The sequence below is a fragment of the Neobacillus notoginsengisoli genome, from assembly GCF_003515685.1.
GTDB lineage: Bacteria > Bacillota > Bacilli > Bacillales > Cytobacillaceae > Bacillus_D > Bacillus_D notoginsengisoli.
In genome coordinates, this window is the sequence record NZ_QWEG01000007.1 from 21997 (window position 1) to 42814 (window position 20818).

Annotated in this window: 20 protein-coding genes; 7 read left to right on the forward strand and 13 right to left on the reverse strand. The window is 49.1% G+C overall.

What is annotated here, in order from left to right:
- Positions 1-31: 31 nt before the first annotated feature.
- The 4 genes from D1B31_RS11730 to D1B31_RS11745 all read right to left on the reverse strand — a co-directional run bounded on the left by D1B31_RS11730 (position 32) and on the right by D1B31_RS11745 (position 5741).
- A complete protein-coding gene (locus tag D1B31_RS11730) occupies positions 32-1150 on the reverse strand; it encodes an acyl-CoA dehydrogenase (protein WP_118920985.1) in 1119 nt (372 codons plus the stop codon).
- Between the two features lie 106 nt (positions 1151-1256).
- Complete coding sequence (locus tag D1B31_RS11735) at positions 1257-2105, reverse strand: 3-hydroxybutyryl-CoA dehydrogenase (RefSeq protein WP_118920986.1); 849 nt, start codon at positions 2103-2105, stop codon at positions 1257-1259.
- Between the two features lie 94 nt (positions 2106-2199).
- Positions 2200-3387: an acetyl-CoA C-acetyltransferase gene (locus D1B31_RS11740; protein WP_118920987.1), complete on the reverse strand. Its 1188-nt coding sequence runs from the start codon at positions 3385-3387 to the stop codon at positions 2200-2202.
- A gap of 242 nt (positions 3388-3629) precedes the next feature.
- Positions 3630-5741: a (Fe-S)-binding protein gene (locus D1B31_RS11745; RefSeq protein ID WP_118920988.1), complete on the reverse strand. Its 2112-nt coding sequence runs from the start codon at positions 5739-5741 to the stop codon at positions 3630-3632.
- 204 nt (positions 5742-5945) lie between these two features.
- Here D1B31_RS11745 and D1B31_RS11750 point away from each other — a divergent pair, with 204 nt between their 5' ends.
- Together D1B31_RS11750 and uvsE are read left to right on the forward strand one after the other, a co-directional pair.
- Positions 5946-7145 (forward strand): phospholipase D-like domain-containing protein, encoded by a 1200-nt coding sequence (locus D1B31_RS11750; RefSeq protein ID WP_118920989.1) that lies wholly within the window; start codon positions 5946-5948, stop codon positions 7143-7145.
- A gap of 89 nt (positions 7146-7234) precedes the next feature.
- Complete coding sequence (uvsE, locus tag D1B31_RS11755) at positions 7235-8191, forward strand: UV DNA damage repair endonuclease UvsE (protein WP_118920990.1); 957 nt, start codon at positions 7235-7237, stop codon at positions 8189-8191.
- Between the two features lie 672 nt (positions 8192-8863).
- Here uvsE and D1B31_RS11760 read toward each other — a convergent pair.
- The 3 genes from D1B31_RS11760 to D1B31_RS11770 form a co-directional block, all read right to left on the reverse strand.
- Entirely contained in the window at positions 8864-9055 is a 192-nt protein-coding gene (locus D1B31_RS11760) for an H-type small acid-soluble spore protein (protein ID WP_118920991.1), read from the reverse strand.
- A gap of 167 nt (positions 9056-9222) precedes the next feature.
- Positions 9223-10893: an arginine--tRNA ligase gene (gene argS / locus D1B31_RS11765; protein ID WP_118920992.1), complete on the reverse strand. Its 1671-nt coding sequence runs from the start codon at positions 10891-10893 to the stop codon at positions 9223-9225.
- On the reverse strand, positions 10890-11318 hold the full coding sequence (locus D1B31_RS11770) for a YwiB family protein (protein ID WP_118920993.1): 429 nt from the start codon (positions 11316-11318) through the stop codon (positions 10890-10892). Before D1B31_RS11770 ends, argS begins: the two co-directional genes overlap by 4 nt.
- A 278-nt stretch (positions 11319-11596) precedes the next feature.
- On the opposite strand from D1B31_RS11770, the gene D1B31_RS24245 reads away from it, so the two are divergent.
- Positions 11597-11776, forward strand: a complete 180-nt coding sequence (locus tag D1B31_RS24245) for a hypothetical protein (RefSeq protein ID WP_158587522.1) — start codon at positions 11597-11599, stop codon at positions 11774-11776.
- Between the two features lie 304 nt (positions 11777-12080).
- On the opposite strand, the gene speB is transcribed toward D1B31_RS24245, so the two are convergent.
- Entirely contained in the window at positions 12081-12953 is an 873-nt protein-coding gene (gene speB, locus D1B31_RS11775; protein ID WP_118920994.1) for an agmatinase, read from the reverse strand.
- Between the two features lie 77 nt (positions 12954-13030).
- Positions 13031-13861 (reverse strand): spermidine synthase, encoded by an 831-nt coding sequence (gene speE, locus D1B31_RS11780; RefSeq protein ID WP_118920995.1) that lies wholly within the window; start codon positions 13859-13861, stop codon positions 13031-13033.
- A 266-nt stretch (positions 13862-14127) separates the two neighbouring features.
- Between speE and D1B31_RS11785 the strand changes: the two genes are divergently transcribed.
- The 3 genes from D1B31_RS11785 (at position 14128) to D1B31_RS24255 (ending at position 17076) form a co-directional block, all read left to right on the forward strand.
- The gene (locus D1B31_RS11785) at positions 14128-16218 is read left to right on the forward strand and encodes a transglycosylase domain-containing protein (RefSeq protein WP_118920996.1); all 2091 of its coding nucleotides are present in this window, start codon (positions 14128-14130) and stop codon (positions 16216-16218) included.
- Complete coding sequence (locus tag D1B31_RS24250) at positions 16215-16403, forward strand: hypothetical protein (RefSeq protein ID WP_158587523.1); 189 nt, start codon at positions 16215-16217, stop codon at positions 16401-16403. Before D1B31_RS11785 ends, D1B31_RS24250 begins: the two co-directional genes overlap by 4 nt.
- Positions 16404-16728: 325 nt before the next feature.
- On the forward strand, positions 16729-17076 hold the full coding sequence (locus D1B31_RS24255) for a hypothetical protein (protein WP_118920998.1): 348 nt from the start codon (positions 16729-16731) through the stop codon (positions 17074-17076).
- A gap of 35 nt (positions 17077-17111) precedes the next feature.
- Here D1B31_RS24255 and D1B31_RS11800 read toward each other — a convergent pair whose 3' ends face one another.
- Together D1B31_RS11800 and D1B31_RS11805 are read right to left on the reverse strand one after the other, a co-directional pair.
- A complete protein-coding gene (locus D1B31_RS11800) occupies positions 17112-17621 on the reverse strand; it encodes a YwhD family protein (RefSeq protein WP_118920999.1) in 510 nt (169 codons plus the stop codon).
- Between the two features lie 32 nt (positions 17622-17653).
- On the reverse strand, positions 17654-18310 hold the full coding sequence (locus D1B31_RS11805) for a site-2 protease family protein (protein ID WP_420846097.1): 657 nt from the start codon (positions 18308-18310) through the stop codon (positions 17654-17656).
- Positions 18311-18506: 196 nt separating this feature from the next.
- Here D1B31_RS11805 and D1B31_RS11810 point away from each other — a divergent pair, with 196 nt between their 5' ends.
- Positions 18507-18692: a 2-hydroxymuconate tautomerase gene (locus D1B31_RS11810; protein ID WP_118921001.1), complete on the forward strand. Its 186-nt coding sequence runs from the start codon at positions 18507-18509 to the stop codon at positions 18690-18692.
- A 51-nt stretch (positions 18693-18743) separates the two neighbouring features.
- On the opposite strand, the gene D1B31_RS11815 is transcribed toward D1B31_RS11810, so the two are convergent.
- Together D1B31_RS11815 and D1B31_RS11820 are read right to left on the reverse strand one after the other, a co-directional pair.
- A complete protein-coding gene (locus D1B31_RS11815) occupies positions 18744-19253 on the reverse strand; it encodes a YwgA family protein (RefSeq protein WP_118921002.1) in 510 nt (169 codons plus the stop codon).
- Positions 19254-19419: 166 nt separating this feature from the next.
- Positions 19420-20718 carry an HD domain-containing protein gene (locus D1B31_RS11820; RefSeq protein ID WP_118921003.1) on the reverse strand — a complete coding sequence of 433 codons (1299 nt, stop codon included), beginning with the start codon at positions 20716-20718 and terminating at the stop codon, positions 19420-19422.
- Positions 20719-20818 lie beyond the last annotated feature (100 nt).

Sequence of the window (20818 nt, forward strand, 5' to 3'; positions counted from 1 at the left end):
TTCCGCGGTTTTTCTTTTTGCCAAAAGTCTGTTACAGCTGTCTTGCGATGACGTGCCTTTGGATTTCGCTTGTGCCTTCGTAGATTTCGGTGACTTTGGCGTCGCGGAAATAGCGCTCGACCGGGTAGTCCTCGGTGTAGCCGTAGCCGCCGAATACTTGGATGGCTTCGGTTGCGGTTTGGACTGCCGTTTTCGAGGCGAACAGTTTTGCCATTGAGGCTTCCTTGCCGCATTTCAGGCCCTCTGACCTTAAGGTTGCGGCACAGTAGACGAGGAGCCTTGACCCTTCAACCGCGGTTGCCATGTCGGCCAGCTTGAAGGCGATTCCCTGCTGGGCAGCAATTGGTTTGCCGAACTGGCGGCGCTCCTTCGCATATTCGGTTGCCGCCTTTAAAGCCGCTTCGGCGATACCTAACGCCTGTGCGCCGATGCCGATCCGGCCGGCGTCAAGGTTGGACATGGCAATCTTGAAGCCTTCCCCTTCCTCGCCAAGCAGGTTTTCCTTCGGCACTCTCATATCCTCGAACGTCAGCTGGACTGTCCGCGAGCCATGCAGCCCCATTTTTTTCTCATCTTTACCGATGATCAGGCCAGGTGTGTCTTTTTCAACGATAAACGCGGAAATCGCATCCTGGGCCGTCCTGGCAAAAACGATATAAATATCGGCTTCACCGCCGTTTGTAATGAATACTTTCGTTCCGTTCAGTACATAGTGATCCTCTTTTTGGATCGCCCGCGAATTCAGATTCCCTGCATCCGAGCCTGCGCCAGGTTCCGTCAGGCAAAAGGCGCCGAGCCATTCGCCGGCGGCCATCTTTGGTACATATTTCTGTTTTTGTTCTTCTGTGCCGAAATAAAGAATCGGATTTGTTCCTACCGAAGTATGGACCGAAAGAATGACCCCAACAGCGGCACTGACTCTTGAAATTTCATGAATGGCGATGATGTAGGACATGAAATCCATGCCGGCACCGCCGTATTTCTCGGGAACTGGGATGCCCATCAGCCCGAGTTCCGCCATTTTTGTAAGGACTTTACGAGGAAATTCCCCTTGTTCCATTTTTTCAACAAATGGCGCGATTTCCTTTTCGGCAAAATCACGAACCATTTTTCTCATCATTTCTTGTTCATCTGTAAACGTGATATCCATCTACCATCCCTCCCAAAGAGCGGTTCGCCTACCTTCCTTCTATCGCAGAGGGGGACAGGCGGTTTTCGGACCTCTTTCATAGACCAGTTGCCAGGCCAGAAGCCTTTTAGTATTCATAAAACCCGCGGCCTGTTTTTTTGCCGAGCCAGCCGGCCTTTACATATTTCCGGAGAAGCGGGCAAGGACGGTATTTACTGTCGCCGAAGCCTTCATAAAGGGTTTCCATGATGTAGAGGCATGTATCAAGCCCGATAAAATCGGCCAGCGTCAGAGGGCCCATCGGATGGTTCATGCCAAGCTTCATCACTTCATCAATTGCTTCTTTTGTCGCGACTCCTTCATAAAGCGTGTAAATGGCCTCGTTGATCATCGGCATCAGAATCCGGTTCGAAACGAAGCCCGGGAAATCGTTGACTTCAACAGGTACTTTATTGAGCACTTTTGTCATGTCCTTAATTTCCTTGTAAACTTCATCAGCCGTCGCAAGTCCGCGGATGATTTCCACAAGTTTCATAACCGGAACAGGGTTCATGAAGTGCATCCCGATTACTTTTTCCGGCCTTTTTGTCGCCGCTGCGATTTCCGTGATCGGAAGCGAAGAAGTATTGGTTGCGAGAATCGCATGTTCAGGGGCGAGTTCATCAAGCTTCCTGAAGATTTCTGTTTTCACTTCCATATTTTCAACTGCAGCTTCAATTACGAGATCAACGGTGGCGGCATCTTCAAGTGAGGTTGAAGATGAGAGCCGGCCAAGTGTTTCCTCTTTTGCCGACGCTTCAAGACGCCCTTTTTCAACTGCGCGGTCAAGATTCTTGTTAATTCCGTTCATTCCCCGTTCAACAAATTCAGGTTTCAGGTCATTTAGGATAACCGTGTAGCCTGCCTGAGCGCATACTTGGGCAATACCCGAACCCATTTGCCCGGCGCCGATCACCATGACTTTTTTGATTGCCATTCTATCCCCTCCAGTAAGCAGGGCGGAGTCCGGGTGAATCCGGAGGCCGCCTCTTTAGCCTTGTAATCTAGTAAACTGATTTCTTGATACAGAATTATCGTTTCGGCACCTCAATCATGACGGCATCTCCCTGGCCGCCGCCGCTGCAGATGGCGGCGATGCCGATTCCGCCCCCGCGCCGCTTCAATTCGTGCATTAGAGTCACAATGATCCTTGCGCCGCTTGCGCCAATCGGGTGGCCAAGGGCGACCGCACCGCCATTGACATTCACTTTTTCAGGGTCCAGGCCGGCGATTTTATTGCTCGCAAGCGCGACTGCCGAAAATGCTTCATTGATTTCGAAGAGGTCGATTTCCTCAAGGGAACGGCCAGTTTTTTGCAAAAGGGCATTGATGACAAGGCCCGGCGTCTGTGGGAAGTCCTTCGCCTCAACCGCAATGGACGTATGGCCGAGAATGACTGCGCTAATCGTCCGGCCTTCTTTCACAGCCCGCTCCTCACTCATCAGCACGATTGCGGCCGCACCGTCATTAATGCCGGGTGCATTTCCGGCTGTGATGGTTCCGTCTTTATCAAAAACAGATTTAAGGGCGCTCAGTTTTTCAATCGTTGTGTCTTTCCGCGGTGATTCGTCTGTGTCAACAACTAGCGGCTCACCTTTCCGCTGCTTCACTGAGACAGGAACAATTTCTTCGGCAAGGCGCCCGCTCTCGATCGCTTCACTGGCAAGCTTTTGGCTCCTCAACGCCCAAAGGTCCTGTTCCTCTCTCGTAATTCCAAATTCCTCGGCGGTTGCATTTCCGTACGAACCCATATGGACCCCCGTGAAGCCGCAACTCAAACCGTCTGTCATGAGCAGGTCCTTCAGCTGCGCGTCACCCATCCGAAGACCCCAGCGAGCTTTCGGAACAATGTACGGCGCGTTGCTCATCGACTCCATTCCGCCAGCCACGATGATTTCCTCATCCCCGGCCCGGATGATTTGGTCGCCGACTGTAACTGCTCTCATACCGGATGCGCAAACCTTGTTAATTGTTTCTGTCCGCACTTCCCACGGAATGCCTGCATGGCGTGCTGCCTGCCGTGAAGGTAGCTGTCCCTGGCCCCCCTGAAGAACGGAACCAAGGATGACCTCACCCACTTTATCTGGATTTACGTTCGCCCGAGAGAGCGCCTCCTTGACCGCAATCCCCCCAAGTTCAGAAGCTGACAGGCTGCTCAATGCCCCGCCGAATTTTCCAAAAGGCGTCCTGACCCCGCTTAAAATAACCGTCCTTGCCATTCAACTCATCTCCTTTGTGAAATCTTCTGTTCCCATAACCCGTTCGACTGAACGCTCGCTCAGTCCGCCAGCAAAAAATGTAAGCGTTTACCTTATGTAATATTTTATCGCAAAGAAAGCAGGAACTGAAATATAAGACGCAATATTTTTAACCTTTGCTTAATTTTGCGCTAATCAGTTCCTGCTTTTTTTCATTCATCAAACTACTTTGCTGTTGCTTCCCGCTTAGCCAGACGCTTTGATTAAGAGACGAGCGGGGCTGGCTGGCCGACTACGGACCGCTCGAGCAGTTCGGCGACATCGTATGTGCCGACATTCTCCTCGACTTCCTTTGCCTTCGTGCCATCGGACAGCATTGTCAGGCAATATGGGCAGCCTGATGAGATGATGGACGGATTGACCGCGAGCGCCTGCTCGGTTCTGGCGACGTTAATCCGGTGGCCCGTTTCCTCTTCCATCCACATAAGACCTCCCCCGGCGCCGCAACACATGCCGTTCTCGCGGTTGCGCTCCATCTCGACGAGCTTGACGCCCGGAATGGCTTTCAGGATTTCCCTTGGCACATCGTACACATCGTTATAACGTCCAAGGTAGCAAGAGTCGTGGAACGTAATCGTTTCTTTTACCTCATACCGCGGAACGAGTTTGCCGTCGCGGACGAGTTCATAGAGCAGCTCGGTATGGTGGATAACTTCTGCCTCTAGCCCGAAGTCAGGGTATTCATTTTTGAAAATATTATAGGCATGTGGGTCAATCGTTATAATTTTCTTCACATCGTTTTTCTCAAATTCCTCGATATTTTTTACGGCAAGCTCTTGGAACAGGAATTCGTTTCCGAGGCGGCGCGGCGTATCCCCGGAGTTCTTTTCCTTGTTTCCGAGGATGGCGAACTCGATGCCGGCTTCATTTAAGAGCCTTGCAAAAGAAAGGGCGATTTTCTGGCTCCGGTTATCATAGGAGCCCATTGAGCCTACCCAGAACAAGTACTCGAACTCCTCGCCTGCTTTTTTCAGTTCCTTCACTGTTGGCACGTAGACATCTTCACGTGCTTCACGCCAGTCTTCGCGCTCCTTCCGGTTCAGCCCCCAAGGGTTTCCCTGGCGCTCAATATTAGTCATTGCGCGCTGGGCATCCGGATCCATTTTCCCTTCTGTCAAAACGAGATAGCGGCGCAAATCAATGATTTTATCCACATGCTCGTTCATGACCGGGCACTGGTCCTCGCAGTTCCGGCAAGTCGTGCACGCCCAAAGCTCCTCCTCGGTGATGACATCACCGATCAGGCTTGGATTGTATGCCGAGGCCGCAGCCGCTTCATCCGCGGCGGCACCTTGTGCGGCAAGGGCAAGTTGGTTCCCTTTCGTGTTGGCAAAAGCAAACGCCGGGACCCATGGCTGCTTTTGTGTCACAGCCGCCCCGTAGTTGGTCAGATGGTCACGGAGCTTCAGGATGATATCCATTGGCGAGAGCATTTTTCCGGTACCGGTTGCCGGACACATATTCGTGCAGCGCCCGCATTCCACACAGGCGTAGAAATCAATCATTTGCAGCTGGTTGAAATCTTCAATTTTGCCAACGCCGAAAGTTTCAGCTGTTTCGTCTTCAAAGTCAATGGCCTTCAGCTTTCCGACAGGGCCGGTGCGGCTGAAATACGTATTGACCGGGCCGGCGATGAGGTGGGCGTGCTTCGACTGCGGCACGTACACAAGGAATGCAAGCAATAGCAGCAGATGAATCCACCAGGAATAGTAAAACAAGGTAACGGCAGCTGTTTTGCCAAGCCAGCCAAAGCCAGCTGCAATCGTGGAGGCGACAGGTTCGGACCACGTGCCTTCCGCGCCGTGCCAAATGATGCCCATCGCATTTCCGAACAGGACGGACAGCATGAGTCCGCCAATGAAAATGAGGACAAGCCCAGCTTTAAAGTTTTGTTTGAGTCGGACAAGCTTTTCCACATAGCGGCGATAAAATGCCCAAACAACCGCGACGAGGATCACAAGAGCCACGAGTTCCTGGAAGAACGTAAAACCACGGTACAGCGGGCCAAGCGGCAGGTGTGAACCTGGCTTAATCCCTTTCCAAATAAAATCGATGGCGCCGAATTGGACGAGGATGAAGCCATAAAAAAACATGACATGGATGATACCGCTTTTTTTATCTTTCAGCAGCTTTTTTTGTCCGAAAACATTCGTCCAAATATTTTGCCAGCGCTCTTTGGCCGCTGCATCAAACTCTGCTTTCTTGCCGAGCTTGATGTAGGCAATCCTTGTCTTAACTACATAAACAAACAGGCTGACTGCGTAAGCGGTTACAATTAGGAACGCAATAAAATTAATCCATAAAGGTCCGTTCACTCGAAACTCCCCTTCCCTTTTCTGTTCTATACCCACAATCCCGTTAGAAGAAAATTTCAAACCTATTTAATTTTCAGAACTATGTATACTTTTATTATATGATGAATGAGCATTCAGTCAACAATTTTGTCACTCTCTTTCAACTCATATATGAGCCTTATTAGGTAAAAGCTAACAGGAACAGCGATACAGGAGGTAGTCCGCATGTTTTTTATGCTATTTGCCGGATGTCTTTTTTTATTGATTGCCTGGCTGGCGGCCGACCTCCATTTTGGCAGGAAAAGGAGAATTGAGAAGGCCAGGTTCGAACCAATGCCTATACGAAAAGGCACAATCAAGATTTTGACTAGGGGCAGCGAATTGTTTAAAGATTACTTCACTGAGCTCAGGCGGGCAGAACGCCATATTCATGTATTATTCTATATCGTTAAGGAAGATGCCCTCAGCCATGAATTCTTTGACCTTCTAAGCGAGAAGGCTAAGGCGGGCGTGGAAGTCAGGATGCTGGTTGATTGGATAGGAAGCAAGGCTTTAACGAAGGATACCGCCGCTTCCCTTAAGCAGGCCGGAATTCAGCTCGCTTTTTCCAACAAGCTGAAGCTCCCTTTTCTGTTTTACACCCTCCAGGCAAGGAACCATCGGAAAATCACCGTCATTGATGGCGCCACCGGTTATCTCGGGGGATATAATGTCGGCAATGAATACATTGGCGGAAATCCGAAGCTTTCCCCCTGGCGTGATTACCATCTCAAAATCACCGGGGAATCAGTCCAGGATTTACAGGAAGTGTTCCTCACAGATTGGAAAGACGCTTACGGAGAAGACTTGCGCCGGCTTCCCTTCTATTTTTGCAAAAGAGGCGTCGGTGATGCCGAGCATCAGCTTCTACCCACTGCCGGTTTCATGCTTGAGGAAACCTGCCTCGAACTTCTAAAAAGCGCCAGGCAGAAAATTGTGATTGGTACTCCATATTTTATCCCAAGTAAAAAACTGTTCGCTGAACTGATCGCCTGCCTGGGACGCGGGGTTGAGCTGTCCATCATTGTTCCCGGCATCGCCGACCATCCACTTGTCAAAGAAGCATCCTTTAGGTATTTGCGGCCGCTTATCAGGAAAGGCGCTAGGATATACCAGTACATGTACGGTTTTTATCATGCAAAAACGATCCTGATTGATGATACGGTTTGTGACATCGGCTCAGCCAACTTCGATAAAAGAAGCCTGTTTTTAAACAGCGAAATCAATTGCTATATGTACAGCCAGGAATCAATTGTCGAGGCCGCCGCCATCATCGAAAACGATATGAAAGCATCCAGGGAACTTAAACTTTCAGAATTGGAAAAACCAGACATCCTCCGCTCCACAAAAGAAATACTAGGATGGTCTGTTTCACTGTTTCTATGAAGCAGGGGGACGGTTCTGCTGCTTCATTCGGGTCCCGAATGAAGCGCTGGAACCGTCCCCTGCCTCACACCTTTTAGGGGGGATGATGTGTGAAGATACGGTTTGGCTATGTTTCGACGGCGTTGTCGCTCTGGGAGGCTTCCCCTTCACGGACGATGACTTTCGCCCGGTACAAGCTGCTAGGTGAAAATGAACGGCGGGAGAGGCTGCTGGCTTTGACGGCGGAAAACCTTAGGAATACTTTGCGTATTCTATATTACAATATTGCTCATGGCATTGAAGTGTACAGGTTGTCGAGCTCAATCGTCCCGCTTGCCACGCATCCAGAGGCTGAATGGGATTATGCAACACCGTTTCGGGAACAGTGGCTTGAAATTGGTACGTTCGTGAAGAAGTACCGGCTCAGGGTCAGCTTCCACCCGAACCAGTACACGCTGTTCACCTCACCGCGCAAGGAGATTACGGTGAATGCCGTGCGAGATATGGAATACCATTACAAAATGCTAGAGTGCATGGGACTTGAAGAGTGGGGAACTCTCAATATTCATGTCGGTGGAGCTTACGGGGATAAGGAATCTGCCTTGGGGCGGTTTCATGAAAATATTAAGCAGCTACCCGGCCATATTAAGGCTGCGACCACGCTTGAGAATGATGATAAAACGTATACGACCGAAGAGACGCTCGCTGTTTGCGTCAGGGAAAACGTACCGCTCGCTTTTGATTACCACCATCACGTGGCGAATCCGTCGGAGCGGCCGTTGGAGGAGCTTTTGCCAAAAGTGTTTTCAACGTGGGCAGGAAGGCTGCAGGTGCCGAAAATACACGTCTCTTCCCCGAAAACAGAGAAAGCCTTCCGCTCGCACGCAGACTATGTTGATCTCGAATTCATTATGCCGCTGTTGAAGCTGCTTCGTGAGATTGGGCAGGACGTCGATTTTATGATTGAGGCAAAAACGAAGGATTTGGCTTTGCTTAGACTCGTTCCTGAGGTGGCAGCCATCCGCGGGGTGAAAAGGATTGGCGGGGCGGCGATTGAGTGGAAGTAAGTTATGTGAGTGTGGGTGTGTTCGGACAGCTATCGAGAAAATAGATGGTTCCTTGTCCGAACTTGTAGCACCTTCGGACAGCTATCGAGAAAATAGACGATTCTCTGTCCGAACTTGGGGCATCTTCGGACAGCTATCGAGAAAATAGACGATTCTCTGTCCGAACTTGGGGCATCTTCGGACAGCTATCGAGAAAACAGACGATTCTCTGTCCGAACTTGGGGCATCTTCGGACAGCTATCGAGAAAATAGACGGTTCTCTGTCCGAACATGGGGCACCTTCGGACAGCTTTCGAGAAAATAGACGATTCTCTGTCCGAACTTGGGGTATCTTCGGACAGCTATCGAGAAAATAGACGGTTCTCTGTCCGAACTTGGGGCATCTTCGGACAGCTATCGAGAAAATAGATGGTTCCTTGTCCGAACATGGGGCACCTTCGGACAGCTTTCGAGAAAATAGACGATTCTCTGTCCGAACTTGGGGTATCTTCGGACAGCTATCGAGAAAATAGACGGTTCTCTGTCCGAACTTGGGGCATCTTCGGACAGCGAACATAGAAAAAGCCATCTTGCTGTCCGAACTCCGGCTCTGTACAAACAAACATTAAACAACTTAAAATCAAATGAAAGGAAGCCCCCATAAAGGAGGCTACCCTTTCACGGACCTATCTCCTATCTCAATGTCTCTTCCTCAATCAAATTCATGACTGGAACCGTTTCTTCCTGCTCGGGGTTTTCGCGCCAGAATACCCGCGCTGTTTTTTCACTTTCGTCAACGTGCTGGATCATGACCCGGCTGCCTTCGTATGTGACAACAATATTTTCAGCTGACTCCAGGATTTCCTTTGCCCGGCCTACATTCATCTGCTCCACTCCTTAAAAGATTGTCCCGCTTACTATTTACCGGATTCGCCTTTTTTATCCAACACAATTCGATATTCTTTGAGGCCTTGAACAATCCTTCCAATGAACGAAAGGCCATGCAAAAAGCCCTCCGGGAATTCACACCGGAGGGCCAAAAACTATATTATTTACATCTTTTCAGGCGCGGATACGCCAATCAAAGACAATGCATTTTTCATCGTAATCTTTACAGCTTTCACCAATGCTAGGCGAGCCTTCGTACGCTCAGGCTGTTCTTTGTCGACAACCTTATCGGCGTTGTAGAAGCTATGGAAAGCGGAAGCGAGGTCAAAAACATAATTGGCAATCCGGTGCGGTGTGCGCTTCAAGGCTGCATCACTTACTGCCTGCGGGAACTCGCCAAGCTTCTTCAGCAAATCGACTTCTTTCTCTGAGCCAACTTGCTTCAAATCAACCTCTTTTTCCACACTAAAGCCCTGCTCAGCCGCCTGGCGTAAAATGCTCGAAATACGCGCGTGCGCATATTGGGCATAGTAAACCGGGTTGTCATTCGACTCGGATACAGCCAGGTCAAGGTCAAAGTCCATATGCGTATCAGCACTGCGCATCGCAAAGAAGTAACGGGTCGCGTCGAGTCCGACTTCTTCGACAAGCTCACGCATCGTAACAGCCTTGCCGGTACGCTTGCTCATTTTCATTTTTTCGCCGTTTTTGAATAAATGGACGAGCTGGATGATTTCTACTTCCAAAACATCACGTTTATAGCCGAGCGCTTCGATCGCCGCTTTCATCCGCGGAATGTAGCCATGGTGGTCGGCACCCCAGACGTTGATGAGCTTTTCAAAACCGCGGTCCAGTTTATCTTTGTGATAAGCGAGGTCCGGAGTCAAATACGTATAGGAGCCGTCCTGCTTAATCAACACACGATCCTTATCGTCGCCAAATGGAGTGGAGCGCAGCCAGGTGGCACCGTCTTCCTCATAAATATGGCCGTTGTCACGGAGCGTTTTCAGTGCTGTATCAATTTTGCCATTATGATAAAGCGAGGTCTCGGAATACCAGACGTCGAATTCAACGCGGAAGTCGTGAAGGTCCTTCTTCAACTTGGCCATTTCTACCTTGAGTCCGTGCTCACGGAAGAAATTGAAGCGCTCATCCTCAGGCATATGGACGAACTTATCGCCATATTCAGCAGCAAGCTCCTTGCCGATTTGTATAATGTCCTCACCATGGTAGCCGTCTTCCGGCATCTCCTTCTCCATGCCGAGAGCCTGGAAATAGCGCGCCTCAACGGAGAGGGCAAGGTTGTTAATCTGGTTTCCGGCGTCATTGATGTAGTATTCGCGCGAAACATCGAAGCCAGCTTTTGCAAGAATATTACACAGTGAATCGCCGACCGCGGCGCCGCGGGCGTGGCCTAGATGCAGGTCTCCCGTCGGATTCGCCGATACAAATTCGACCTGGATTTTCTGGCCTTTACCTGCATTCGTTTCACCATAGCGATCTTCTTCTTCAAGGATCGAAGGAATCAGTTCTGTCAGGTAACTGTTATCCATGTAAAAGTTAATGAAGCCAGGGCCGGCCAGCTCAATTTTTTCAATTGAAGCTTTTGTACTGTCAAAATTGGCGACAATCGCGTCAGCAATCATGCGCGGTGCTTTTTTTGCGACACGGGCCAACTGCATCGCCATATTGGTCGAATAGTCACCGTGCGCCTTCTCTTTCGGAATTTCAAGAATTACTTCGGGAAGCTGGTCTTCGGAAGCCAGGCCGGCTTTCAGGACAGCCGCTTTGATTTCCTCTTTCAGGTTCTGTTGCACCTGTTCAACTAGATTCATTCCATTTCCTCCTCAAACGTGATCGATAAACTATATGTACCGGCGGGCGCGCCCGCAATGTGCAAATCGTATTTCAGCAAAAACATGCCGCCCTTCCCATTTTCCCGGATTGCCTGGGCGAGCCTTTCTGTGACTGCTTTAACCGGCAGAGTTCCATAAGGAGTATTGTAGCTGCCGCGTGTTTCTGCCGACAGCCTAAATGGGATCCTCATTTTCACGGCACCGCTTCTCAGGAGCAGCGCTTCTCCGCTGTCCATTTTCAAAATGGTCCGGATGCTTCCTCCCTCCGCCTTTTCCTCATACTGAAGATAGACGGCACTGCCTTTTCTATAAAAAAATCCGCTTGCTCCGGTGATGATTTCATCCTTCATGCCGGATTGGACAATTGATGTAGTAATCGTAACCGTGACAGGCTTCGGGTCCATCCGGTCCACTCCTTCTCAACGCAAGAAAATTGCTCTATTAGTGTCTTATAAGTATGAAATTATATCATGAAATCTAAACTTGCTCTACCCTGCTCTTGGGGTGTATCACTTTATTATATCTTTTAGCACGCAACAATTCAAAAAGTGCCTGCTTCGCGATGGAAACAGGCACTTTTTTTGGCGGGTGAAGCTTAAATCCCCGTTCTTTGTTCCAACCTTGGACATCTTGGGACAGTTAATGGCTCTTTTAGTGAAGCACTGTCCCAACATGAAGCTGCTTGGGACAGGTTGAAGCTTTTATCCTCGTTCTCTATCCCAACCTTGGGCAGCTTGGGACAGTTGACGGCCATTTAGGTGAAGCACTGTCCCAACATGAACAGTCTTGGGACAAGTTGAAGCTTAAATCCTCGTCCTCTGTCCCAACCTTGGGCAGCTTGGGACAGTTGACAGCCATTTAGGTGAAGCACTGTCTCAACATGAAGCTGCTTGGGACAGGTTGAAGCTTTTATCCTCGTTCTCTGTCCCAACCTTGGGCAGCTTGGGACAGTTGACGGCCATTTAGGTGAAGCACTGTCTCAACATGAAGCTACTTGGGACAGGTTGAAGCTTTTATCCTCGTTCCCTGTCCCAACCTTGGACATCTTGGGACAGTTAATGGCTCTTTTAGTGAATCACTGTCCCAACATGAAGCAACTTAGGAAAAAACTTCACTAACTCATCATCCTGCTTCTCATATTCCAAATGCCTATTTTGCCAAATAGCTTACTTCACCCAGCCAAGCAGCATTTCACGGATGAGCTTGCTTGCGGTGTTGGCGGTCTGCTCGGAGTTGTCGTAAATCGGCGCCACTTCAACGAGGTCAGCTCCGACGACCTTTACATCGGAACGGGCAATCTCATGAATCGAAGCAAGCAGTTCATGGGAAGTGATGCCGCCCGCATCAACCGTCCCGGTCCCTGGAGCATGGGCCGGGTCAAGTACGTCAATGTCGATTGTGACATAAACCGGGCGTCCGGCAAGCTTCGGCAAAATTTCCTTCAGCGGCTGATGAACGTCGAATTTCGAAATATGCATGCCGACACGTTTCGCCCAATCAAATTCTTCCTTCATGCCGGAGCGAATCCCGAAGGAATAAACGTTGGAAGGTCCGATATGCTCGGCAATTTTGCGAATCGGCGTTGAGTGGGAAAGCGGCTCGCCTTCATAGCTCTCGCGCAGGTCAGTGTGCGCATCCATATGGATAATCGCAAGGTCGGGATATTTCTTATAGACGGCTTTCATCACCGGCCACGAAACAAGGTGCTCACCGCCCATACCGAGCGGAAACTTCCCTTCTGCCAAAACCTTGTCCACAAATTCTTCAATCAGATCAAGGCTTTTTTGCGCGTTTCCAAAAGGAAGCGGAATATCTCCAGCATCGAAGTATTTTACGTCCTCAAGCTCGCGGTCTAGATATGGGCTGTATTCTTCCAAGCCTATGGAAACTTCTCGAATCCTTGAAGGGCCGAAACGGGAACCTGGACGGTAGCTGACCGTCCAGTCCATCGGCATTCCGTAGATCACCACTTTACTTTCTTCAAAGTCAGGATGGCTTTTGATAAACACATTTCCTGAATACGCTTCATCAAATCGCATCGTACACTTCCCTTTCCAGGCACAACGAGAGGGAGACTTGGCCTCCCTCCCCCTGTACGTTCATCAAATTAATTATTTTATTTCACTAAATCCCCAACGAACTTTGGCAAAACAAATGCCGCTTTGTGGAGTTCTTTCGTGTAGTACTTTGTTTCAATGTCATGGAAACGGTCTTCCGGAACTTCGAGCGGGTCGTATTTCTTCGAACCAATTGTAAATGCCCACATGCCGCTTGGGTATGTCGGGATGTTCGCAATGTACAGGCGGGTGATTGGGAAGATTTCCTTCACATCGCGCTGGACATTACGGATTAGGTCGGCCTTGAACCATGGGTTGTCGGACTGGGCAACAAATAGGCCATCCTCCTTCAGCGCCTTGGAAATGCCGGCATAGAAGCCTTTTGTAAACAGGTTGACCGCAGGACCGACCGGCTCGGTTGAATCGACCATAATAACATCGTACGCATTTTCGCTTTCGGCAATATGCATGAAACCGTCGCCAACCTTCACGTCAACGCGCGGATCGTCAAGCTTGCCGGCAATTTCCGGCAAAAACTTCTTCGAATATTCGATCACTTTGCCGTCGATATCGACAAGGGTCGCTTTTTTCACTTGAGGGTGCTTCAGCACTTCACGGATTACGCCACCGTCGCCTCCGCCGACGACAAGGACGTTTACAGGGTTTGGATGCGTAAATAATGGCACATGCGCGACCATTTCGTGGTAGACAAATTCGTCCTTGATGGACGTCATGACCATGCCGTCCAGCAGAAGCATATTGCCCCACTCTTCTGTCTCGACCATTTCAAGCAGTTGAAAATCTGTCTGTTCTGTATGTAATGTGCGTTTCACCTTCATGGTGATTCCGAAGTTGTCGGTTTGTTTTTCAGTAAACCAAAGTCCACCCATTTTCATCTTCCTTTCAAAGTTGATTTCCCGTCAAGCTGCATTTTTTGCAAAAAAATAAGCTTCCTTAAGCAGTCTTCATCTATTGCTATACTTCCCCAATTGGGTAATTGCAAACATGAGAAAAGTATAGTGGAAACGGGCGAAATTGCAAGAAAAATTTTGTGAACGAACTGGTAAATGTTTAAAAAATCCCCTTTCTTTTCATACTGTATGTATGGCCCAATTGCTGGGCGATTTTTCCTGATGAAAAGCAAAGGGGTGAGAGGATGGAAACCATGACTGGCCAGGGGTTTAAGAGAGTGGTGAAATATGTGCGTGCGGCGTTTTTTCTTGGCTTGTTTGGTTCGGCGGCACTTGCGCTTGCCGCGCTCCTGATTCTTGTTTATGCCAAAGTACTTGGCCCGCCCCCGCTCGCTGTTCCTCAGTCGACATTATATTACGCCGAAGACGGGACGGTCATCGGTGAAACCAACTTCGGGCAAAAGAGATATTGGGTGCCGATAAAAGACATTTCCCCTTATCTCGTTGAAGCCACCATTTCGATTGAAGACCGGAAATTTTACGAGCACAGCGGTTTTGACCTGAAGCGGATTGCCGGCGCGACGATTGCTGACATCAAGGCGTTCGGTAAAGTACAGGGAGCCAGTACTGTTACTCAGCAATATGCGCGGAACTTGTTTTTAGGCCATGACAAAACGTGGACGAGAAAACTAAAGGAAGCCCTTTACGCCATCAGGCTCGAAATGAATTATTCGAAGGAAAAAATCCTTGAAGGGTATTTAAATACAATCTATTACGGCAACCGGGCATATGGCATCCAGGCAGCAAGCAAGTATTATTTTGGCAAAAACGCTGCCGACCTGACGCTTGCTGAAGCATCGATGCTCGCAGGAATCCCGAAAGGCCCAGGCGCCTTTTCCCCGTTTGCCTCAATGGAAAGGGCGAAGCAGAGGCAAGGCATTATTTTGCAAGCGATGGCCCAAAACGGTTATATCAAAACGGCTGAGGCAGAAGCCGCTTCCGCAGCCGATCTTGCGCTAACCGGAACCGATCCAAACCGAAAGCTGAAAAAGGCACCCTATTTTCAGGATGCGGTCGCGGCGGCTTTAAAAAATCAGCTAGGGCTAAGCGAACGGGCTATTGCCCTCGGCGGCCTGAGGGTTTATACAACGATTGATACAAAACAGCAGGAAGCAGCGGAACAGCAGATTAAATCCGTCATTGCTTCAGACTCTGACATTCAGGCCGCACTTGTCGCCGTCAACCCGAAAAATGGGCATATCAAGGCAATGGCCGGCGGGCGTGACTACGAAAAAAGTCCGTTCAACCGAGCTGTCCAGGCTCTCCGGGAACCCGGGTCAACAATCAAGCCGTTTCTTTATTACGCGGCGCTCGGGCACGGATACACTCCATCAACAACTGTAAGGAGCGAGCTGACAACGTTTCGGTTCGACAACGGCCAGCCTGATTACACGCCGCATAATTACAATAATAAATATGCGAATGGCGACATCACTCTCGCGCAAGCACTGGCTGTTTCCGATAACGTCTATGCTGTGAAAACCCATCTGTTCCTCGGGGAAGAGACACTCGTTAATGCGGCTGCGAAATTCGGGCTCACGACCCCAATGGCAAAAGTGCCGTCCCTGGCGCTCGGCACATCGGGGGTTCGCGTCATCGAAATGGCCAACGCCTACAGCCTGTTCGTAAATGGCGGGAAAAAAGTTGAGCCGACGCTTATCACTCGGGTCGAGACCGCCGATGGCAAAATTATTTACGAAAAAGAAGACAAGGATGAACAAGTCCTTGATCCCGCCAGGACGTATGTGATGACGCAAATGCTGATGGGTGTATTCGATACGAAGCTGAACGGCTATGCAAATGTGACCGGAAGTACGATTTTGAAAGGAATGACCCGTCCTTATGCTGGAAAATCGGGTTCGACACCGACAGACAGCTGGATGATTGGCTTCACGCCGCAGCTCGTCTCTGCTGTTTGGACCGGCTACGACGATGCCCGGAAGGTTGAAAATGTGCCGGAAAAGTCATATGCGAAACAAATTTGGATCCGGTTCATGGAGGAAGCACTGCATGGCCAGCCGATTAAACCTTTCCGCGCACCAAGGGAAGGCGTCACCGGCGTGTATGTTGATGTAGCAAACGGAAAACTGGCAACAAAAGATTGCCCAGTTAGGCGTTTTACGTATTTCGAATCCGGAACGGAGCCAGTTGAATACTGTACGGAGCATCTCGGTGATGGTGGCCTTGGTGACGGCAACAATCGAAAAGGACTTGATGGCAAGGGCAGTAAGCGGGAGAAAACGTGGTATAAGCGGCTTTGGGATTGGGGCGATTGATGGTTTATGTTTATTGGAGTGGAATAGTTTGGTTAGATGGATTGGGCAGTTTGGGCAGCCTTGACATAGGGGCGGCCTGGCTGCCCTTTTTCTTCTTTAACTTTGATCGTTTAGCAAAACGGATTTTATTTTGTACCACAATCCTATGGCGGATTATTTTAGTTGGCTGGCAGTTCGTTCAGTAAGTGTTTTAACAAAGATGAATGCAAACTCTGGAGTCGGTTGAATGTAGTGCCATTTTGGGCGAATGCCTCGCTAATCTGGTCGAATCCCTCGCTAATTTGGATGAATGCACCACGATTTTGGACGAATCAATCATGAATCCCGACGAATGCACCTAGGAACTTGACGCAATTCATATGTATCGGGACAGCCGGGGCGCAGATTCCTGGGTTGCTGTCCGAACATAGGGCGACTTCGGACAGCTAACGGCTTTTTGCGGGAATCACTGTCCGAAGGGAGGGCATCTTCGGACAGCGAAACGCAGGAAACCTCTTTCTCTGTCCGAACATGGGGCGACTTCGGACAGCTCACGGCTTTTTCGGGGAATCACTGTCCGAAGGGAGGGCATCTTCGGACAGCGAAACGCAGGAAACCTCTTTCTCTGTCCGAACATGGGGCGACTTCGGACAGCTCACGGCTTTTTCGGGGAATCACTGTCCGAAGGGAAGGCATCTTCGGACAACGAAACGCAAGAAACCTCTTTCTCTGTCCGAACATGGGGTAACTTCGGACAGCTCACGTGCAGACACCTCATTTACTGTCCGAACACAAAATGAAAACAAGCCCGCCCCGAAGGACAGGCTTGTTAAAACATACTTTTCATTATACAAACGCGTTGGTTTTATGGCTGACTAGTCACTTATTTGCCAGCGGCAAGCCGAACAAAAGCTTTATTGTACGCCCAATCCCCTTTTAAGCTCATCCGTCGAATTGTCCCATAACGCCTCATTGTGCGCTTTCAGGAAATCAGCCAGAATTTTTTTCGATTTATCGTCCATATGGTCGACCATAATGTAACGCTTCATCGATTTGTCCATCCGGTTGACGTGCTCCGGGAACGACTTGTAGCCGCGGCGGATTTCCCTGTCAATGGTCATTTCGCATGCCGTTACTCCCGCATAATAAGGGCCGGCTTCATTTCGGTCGATGGTCACCCAGACGAGCCAATATGGCTTCGCATTTGGCACTTCGTCTTTATTTGGCAAAAACTTTATGCCTCTTTCAGCAGCGCTCCGGGCGTGCATGGCGCCAACGTCTATGACTGCGTCTCCCTCTTCCACGTCGATAATGACCGGTGAGATATTATCAAGAGTAAGCGCACCCTTTCCAAAGCCTTTATGACCATCAAGCGGATCGGTTTTGATAATGTTAAACCCGATTTTCCTCTTTTTTTGTTCCACTTCATCCTACCTCCCTGCAAAAAAGCTATCTATTAAATAAAAAACGATAAGAAAAATTCATACATGCCGTCTGCCAAGGCTGGCAGGATAACTCTGAAGATTGGCCAGATTGTGTATTCTCCGAGCGGTGTGAGGACAAGGATCAAAAAGATGAGCGATCCGTAATTCTCATACTGGGTCATTTTTGCGCGAAGATCCCCTGGCGCCAGGTCCTCAATAATCCGGTAGCCATCGAGCGGCGGCAGCGGCATCAAGTTAAAGACGAACAGGACTAGATTAAGCCAAATAAATGTATTCAAAAACTCAAGCATTGTGTCAGAAAATGCCCCCTCAACGCCAAATCGGCCAAGGCTGAAGAAAATCAAAAAGCCTAGCGAGGCGAGGAGAAAGTTGCTTACCGGGCCCGCGACCGAGACAAGGATACCGGCCAGGCGCGGATTTTTGAAAAAGAAGCGGTTGACGGGAACCGGACGGGCCCAGCCAAAACCGACGACAAAAATCATAATCGCGCCAATCGGGTCAATATGCTTAACCGGGTTTAGTGTCAGCCTTCCCTGGTTTTTCGCAGTATTGTCGCCGAATTTCCAGGCCGTGTAGGCGTGGGCAAATTCGTGCACTGAAAAGGCCACTACGAGCGTCAGCGCAGCAAAAACGAATTTTTCAAGTGTATTATACGGAAAAAGGCTCAAAATTTTTCCCCCTGTACGTTGTTGTTCTATCTATATGCAAAAAATGCTTGCGGAGCCGCTTACTATTTTGCCCGGCTAACACATTTCTTCAAGTATACAATAATTTGGCAGTGAAATGAAAATCGCCTGCCCCCGCTTGCGGTTTTTTCTGATTTGTGAAAAACTGAAATCACATACATAAGAGGAGGAATGGAATATGCCAATCGTAACTGTGAAAATGCTTGAAGGCCGCACCGATGAACAGAAAAAAAAGCTCGTCGAAAAAGTGACTGACGCTGTCGTCGAAGCCGCCGGTGCTCCGAAGGAAAACGTCACTGTCATTATTGAAGAAATGGCTAAGAACCACTATGCGAAAGCTGGTGTCAGGGCTAGCGAACAATAAGGCCGTTCGCCTTCCAATGATTCAAGTAATATCAGAAAAGCTAAGCCCATTTTAGTGGAGCTTAGCTTTCTCTTTCAGTGAACCGATGTATTCATATGCTTCATTGACTTCTTCTTCAGTGTAACGCTGGCTGCTTTTCAGAGTGAAGACCTTTTCGGTAACCTCGTGCTTTTCGAGATTTTCAAAATAAAGGACCGTCGAAACAAGTTCGAGGAACCTGGCGCTTTGCCCGTTCATATCTGTGAAGCATTCGGTTACGTTCGGCATATCAATGCCGCTCACACCCAGGAATTCCTTGCCTGCTTCGGTGAGGCAATAGCGATATTGGCTGTAGCCTCCCTTGTTTTCTTTGCATTCTTCTAAAAAGCCCATATTGCACAACTCTTCCACGCGGAGAGTCAGTTCTTCAGAATATGGTCCATAGAAATGGAACTGAAATCGTTCCTGGAAGGGGAACGCCATTTTTTTTGCGATAAATATCATCTTCTGCAGTTTTTTTCTCCCGACGATTTCGCCGGAAACCATGACTGCATGCATCAGTCTTGCATGATCACTTAACAAATCTCTTCATCTCCTGCTCCCTTATAAATAAAGAAAGGGTGTCTATTTCCCGTGTCTGCTGGCGCTCGTACCGCCAGACTCGTATCTTGGTGCTAATCAACAACGTTTCCCAGAGTCTAGCTATATATCTTGCCGAGTTCTCACATGGAATTCGATATCAAATCTTTCAAAAATCCAAAATGCTGCGAATCTGCTTTTTTATATTTTTTTTGGAAGAATCGTCTAATAAAAAGTCCGCCGGATAATAGAGCTTGTGATCGGTCCTTCTTTTGCCGGAAATCGCTTCGACAATTTCCGATTCGCGTGAGAGCTCGCGCAAGTCGCCTCTTTTCATCAAAAGATTGATTGGCAGCCGTTCCTCTTCCTCACCAGGACGGTAAAAGTCATACGGCAGATCGGAGGATGAATCGACAACGAGGTAATATTCTGGATCGATGCCCGCTTTCCGGAACAGCCCGGTTAGCTCGGCAAGCTTTTTATATTCTTTAGCCGGGTCAAACTCGGCGAATTTAAACAGGTTCCGGTTCACAAACCGCCTGCACAAATCGCTTAGGATGGCATCCTCTTCCTCTTGCCACATTTGAAAATAGTAAAGAATGATTGACTCATCCAGTTTCAGATAGTCTTCGACGGTCAGTTTTCCTTCAAAGACCGAATAAAAATGCAGCGGCTCATGCCTGAATGCATAGCCCTGGCTGTTGAGGTCTTTTGCGCGGTGGAGGATTTTCGTCAAAATTACCTCCGCTCCCCTTGAAACAGGATGAAAATACACCTGCCAATACATTTGGTACCGGCTCATTATGTAATCTTCAATTGCATGCATACCGCTATGTTTAAAAACGACCTGATCCTCACGCGGCCTCATGACCCGGAGAATTCGTTCCATATCAAAAAATCCGTAGCTGACGCCTGTAAAATACGCATCTCGCAGGAGGTAATCCATGCGATCGGCATCAATCTGGCTTGAAATCAGGCTGACGACCTGCTTTTTGTCGGATGTCTTCGCGATGACTTCGGCGACCTGCTTCGGAAAATCGGTCCCGGCCCTTTGGAGAATCCTATTAACCTCTGTATCCCCCAGGATAATGGCCCTGGTAAATTCCTCATGGTCTAGATCAAAGACTTTTTCAAACGCGTGTGAAAAAGGACCGTGGCCAAGATCGTGGAGAAGCGAGGCACATAATGCGATCAGCCGGTCATCTTGGTCCCATTCCGGCCTTCCCGAAAAAACATCATCCACAATCCTCCGGGTAATTTCATATACTCCGAGCGAATGGTTGAAGCGGCTGTGTTCAGCTCCGTGGAATGTCAGAAAGGTCGTTCCGAGCTGCTTAATCCGCCTCAGACGCTGAAACTCCTTTGTGCCAATCAAATCCCAAATAATTTTATCGCGGACATGGACATAGCTATGGACCGGATCCTTAAAAACCTTCTCTTCATTCAGTTTCTCCGATAAAAAACCCATCCATCTCCCCTGCCCCTCTAAATCTCTCTCTATTATATCCCCATTTCCTAACAGAATCATCCCTCTTTCACCAAAAATCTACAATGATGCAGGGGACGGT

Coding starts and splice junctions, on each gene's coding strand:
- D1B31_RS11730 (WP_118920985.1), bottom strand. CDS start 1,150: ATGGATATCACGTTTACAGATGAACAAGAAATGATGAGAAAAATGGTT.
- D1B31_RS11735 (WP_118920986.1), bottom strand. CDS start 2,105: ATGGCAATCAAAAAAGTCATGGTGATCGGCGCCGGGCAAATGGGTTCG.
- D1B31_RS11740 (WP_118920987.1), bottom strand. CDS start 3,387: ATGGCAAGGACGGTTATTTTAAGCGGGGTCAGGACGCCTTTTGGAAAA.
- D1B31_RS11750 (WP_118920989.1), top strand. CDS start 5,946: ATGTTTTTTATGCTATTTGCCGGATGTCTTTTTTTATTGATTGCCTGG.
- D1B31_RS11760 (WP_118920991.1), bottom strand. CDS start 9,055: ATGAATGTAGGCCGGGCAAAGGAAATCCTGGAGTCAGCTGAAAATATT.
- argS (WP_118920992.1), bottom strand. CDS start 10,893: ATGAATCTAGTTGAACAGGTGCAACAGAACCTGAAAGAGGAAATCAAA.
- D1B31_RS11770 (WP_118920993.1), bottom strand. CDS start 11,318: ATGGACCCGAAGCCTGTCACGGTTACGATTACTACATCAATTGTCCAA.
- speB (WP_118920994.1), bottom strand. CDS start 12,953: ATGCGATTTGATGAAGCGTATTCAGGAAATGTGTTTATCAAAAGCCAT.
- speE (WP_118920995.1), bottom strand. CDS start 13,861: ATGGGTGGACTTTGGTTTACTGAAAAACAAACCGACAACTTCGGAATC.
- D1B31_RS11785 (WP_118920996.1), top strand. CDS start 14,128: ATGGAAACCATGACTGGCCAGGGGTTTAAGAGAGTGGTGAAATATGTG.
- D1B31_RS24255 (WP_118920998.1), top strand. CDS start 16,729: ATGGGGCGACTTCGGACAGCTCACGGCTTTTTCGGGGAATCACTGTCC.
- D1B31_RS11810 (WP_118921001.1), top strand. CDS start 18,507: ATGCCAATCGTAACTGTGAAAATGCTTGAAGGCCGCACCGATGAACAG.
- D1B31_RS11820 (WP_118921003.1), bottom strand. CDS start 20,718: ATGGGTTTTTTATCGGAGAAACTGAATGAAGAGAAGGTTTTTAAGGAT.